The 2,583-nt window shown below is 31.0% G+C and carries 3 protein-coding genes and 1 pseudogene; 2 read left to right on the top strand and 2 right to left on the bottom strand.

Features of this window, described 5'->3' with window-relative positions; genetic code table 11:
- Positions 1 to 267 precede the first annotated feature (267 nt).
- Positions 268 to 466, top strand: a pseudogene (locus tag ACFVR1_RS19540) (IS1595-like element ISSpps1 family transposase); the annotation flags it as partial.
- A 171-nt stretch (positions 467 to 637) separates the two neighbouring features.
- Entirely contained in the window at positions 638 to 979 is a 342-nt protein-coding gene (locus tag ACFVR1_RS19535) for a hypothetical protein (protein WP_387586361.1), read from the top strand.
- Between the two features lie 246 nt (positions 980 to 1,225).
- On the opposite strand, the gene ACFVR1_RS19530 is transcribed toward ACFVR1_RS19535, so the two are convergent.
- Both ACFVR1_RS19530 and ACFVR1_RS19525 read right to left on the bottom strand, forming a co-directional pair.
- Positions 1,226 to 1,987: a DUF4184 family protein gene (locus tag ACFVR1_RS19530; RefSeq protein WP_387586360.1), complete on the bottom strand. Its 762-nt coding sequence runs from the start codon at positions 1,985 to 1,987 to the stop codon at positions 1,226 to 1,228.
- 216 nt (positions 1,988 to 2,203) lie between these two features.
- The gene (locus ACFVR1_RS19525; protein ID WP_387586359.1) at positions 2,204 to 2,350 is read right to left on the bottom strand and encodes a hypothetical protein; all 147 of its coding nucleotides are present in this window, start codon (positions 2,348 to 2,350) and stop codon (positions 2,204 to 2,206) included.
- Between the last annotated feature and the right edge of the window lie 233 nt (positions 2,351 to 2,583).

Below are 2,583 nucleotides of genomic sequence, written 5' to 3'. Positions count from 1 at the left end.
CTAGTCGAACGCCAATCTGGCAAAAATTCATAAACTTCGGGTTGTGAAGTCAGTTCATAAATAGCATCTACATCTTCTATTCTAAATTCTCTTAGAAGTATTTCACCGCAGTCTATTGTAAATAAATCGTTCATATTCATTTCCCCCCAATGTTTATAACATTCTTTGCTAAGTTGAATAATTCCTTCTTCAACTAAACTGCCTCATTAGTTTAAGTGAAAAATTTCACATTGTATCGCCGAAATCTTCTTGATGTTTTGACGTAAAAATAGAACATCGAAATGGATAAGTAGTTTTAATGGCGTTTCTACAAAGTATTTACAACTTTATTTAGTGTGGTTTCAATTCCTCAACAATAGGAAAATGGAAAGCGATTTGAGTAAAAAAAAGCAAATGCTTATCATGGAGTGTTCACGGAACTTGGGAGACCGTAGATCAGTTAAGGCTGAGAAACTTGGCATTCTAATTGACAAGTTTATACATGTTATTTCATAGGAGAATAAAAATTCACATAAAAATGAGCTGGGAAATGTATCTCCTAACTCATCGTTCTTATATAAAAAGAAACTCAATCAGGTTGTTTACTCTTTTTCTTTCCAATATACTAAAAATAGGGAATAAAGGGAGATGATAGAATGTGAAAAGAATATTTTACGTCTTTGCTTTACTTGTATTTTTGTTAACTGCTTTTGGGAATGAAGTGAATACTGATGAAACCGATACCTATAAAGTCTCAGAAGGAAAAATAACGAATGAAAAACTTTTAATTAATCTAGCAGTTCGTGCAGAAACTATTATTGAGAAATATGATCGATTAGATGGTGTAGAGGTAGACGGTGCTCAAATTAGAGCTGATAAACATCCTGATTTAGAAAATGATGAAACTGAAGATAATTATAAGAACGTTTATTATATCGTTGGCGAGTATTCATATCAGGGGAATAACTATGACTTCGTGTGGTGTGTCTCTTTTGATTAGAACAATACTGATTCTGAAGGACAAGTTCTCCAATATACATCTGATAAAACAGGGCAACAAATAAATATTAATAGATCACCAACAAAATAATTAATATATTTACTCTAATTATCATAGTTCTTTTTTTATCAAGCTTTCTTTTTTAAAAGGCTATGTTAAGTTTATTAGAATACACATAAAAATGAGCTAGGAAATGTATTTCCAAGCTCATTGTATTTTGCTTTCCGTTTTTTACTAAAGCACCCATTACTTTAATAAAGGATCTCCTGTCTTTGCTCTATTAAAGTGATTAAAATATAATGAAACAACTAACAAACTAATCAAAGCTGAATCTATTATTCGAACAACAATAATGCCATAAAATTCAATCGAAACTCTATCAATGAAATACCATAAACAAAACAAAAGTGCAGTTAACAATGCTATTTGACCCCAATACTTGAATTTTTGTTTCGGTCTTGTAGTCTCATTACTATTACATCTATTCCTTGCTGTTCGAAAGTACATATATACTATAATCACAGTAATACCAACTATTGTGCTACCGTGCTGAAGAAACTTAAAGATTGGGATATTAAAATCAAAAATATGAACAGTATAAGAAAGGATTGATAAGTTTGTCACCATAAATCCTCCAAAATGAGTGAACGAATCCCAGACTACATGGGTTAGCATTCCAAATAATGCAGAATACAAAAATACAAATATTTTTAACAAACTGGGTGAACTTGTTTTTTGATTATATGTATCTTGCAATACAGATGGCAAATGACTAAATAAGGTCCTATGTATACATATTTGATAAATAAAATAAACGACTACTAAGATAGGAAGATTAAAAGCTATAAATCCAAAGAATGTATGACCAATCTCACCATTTGGCTTTCCTCGTAGAAAATACTCAAAATCAGGTGACATGCTACCTAATACCAATGCAAAGAAATTAACATATTTACTATTTCTTGAAAAAGGTAAAACTACTGCTGGATGAGCAAAAGTCAACGGCATTTAATTTCACTCCTAGAATTTGATTTCAAAAAACATCTTTTCACATTTTTATTATAGCAAAGCCTTACTTCACTAACCTGCTCCGTTAGTTTAAGTGTAACATTTCACAATGGCTCGCTAAAATATACTTGATGTTTTGGACGTAAAAATAGACCAACGAAAAATGATGGTCTTGTTTAACTAAAGCACCCGTGAGTTCAAGAAAAAATAATGACTTCACCAAATGCTTGAAATCAAGCGAATTATAATTCTTGGTATAAACATTATAATGTTCCAGATCACTTCAAATATTATAGAACCACCAATCTCACCTAAAATTTCTTTAAAGAACCCATCCCGCTTTTCTTTTTTTTTCTTTGCCATCCTACATCTCCGAATCCCTTAATTTATACCCTCTGTAACAAAACTATTTATTTAGCCATAAACATTTGCTAAAGCACCCGTTAGCTTAAGTACATTTCTTCACAATATTTTCATTAAGTTCACAAAGACTTATCGCACTCGCTTAGTTCCTTAGTTACTCACTTCCCATTTGAATTTTCCATTATTTTGCTTAAGTTGTTGTTTCACCAATTCTAATTCATAGAAACTTAAGT

This window comes from Psychrobacillus sp. NPDC058041, assembly GCF_042885655.1.
GTDB lineage: Bacteria > Bacillota > Bacilli > Bacillales_A > Planococcaceae > Psychrobacillus.
This window is presented reverse-complemented; position numbering and strand designations above follow the sequence as displayed.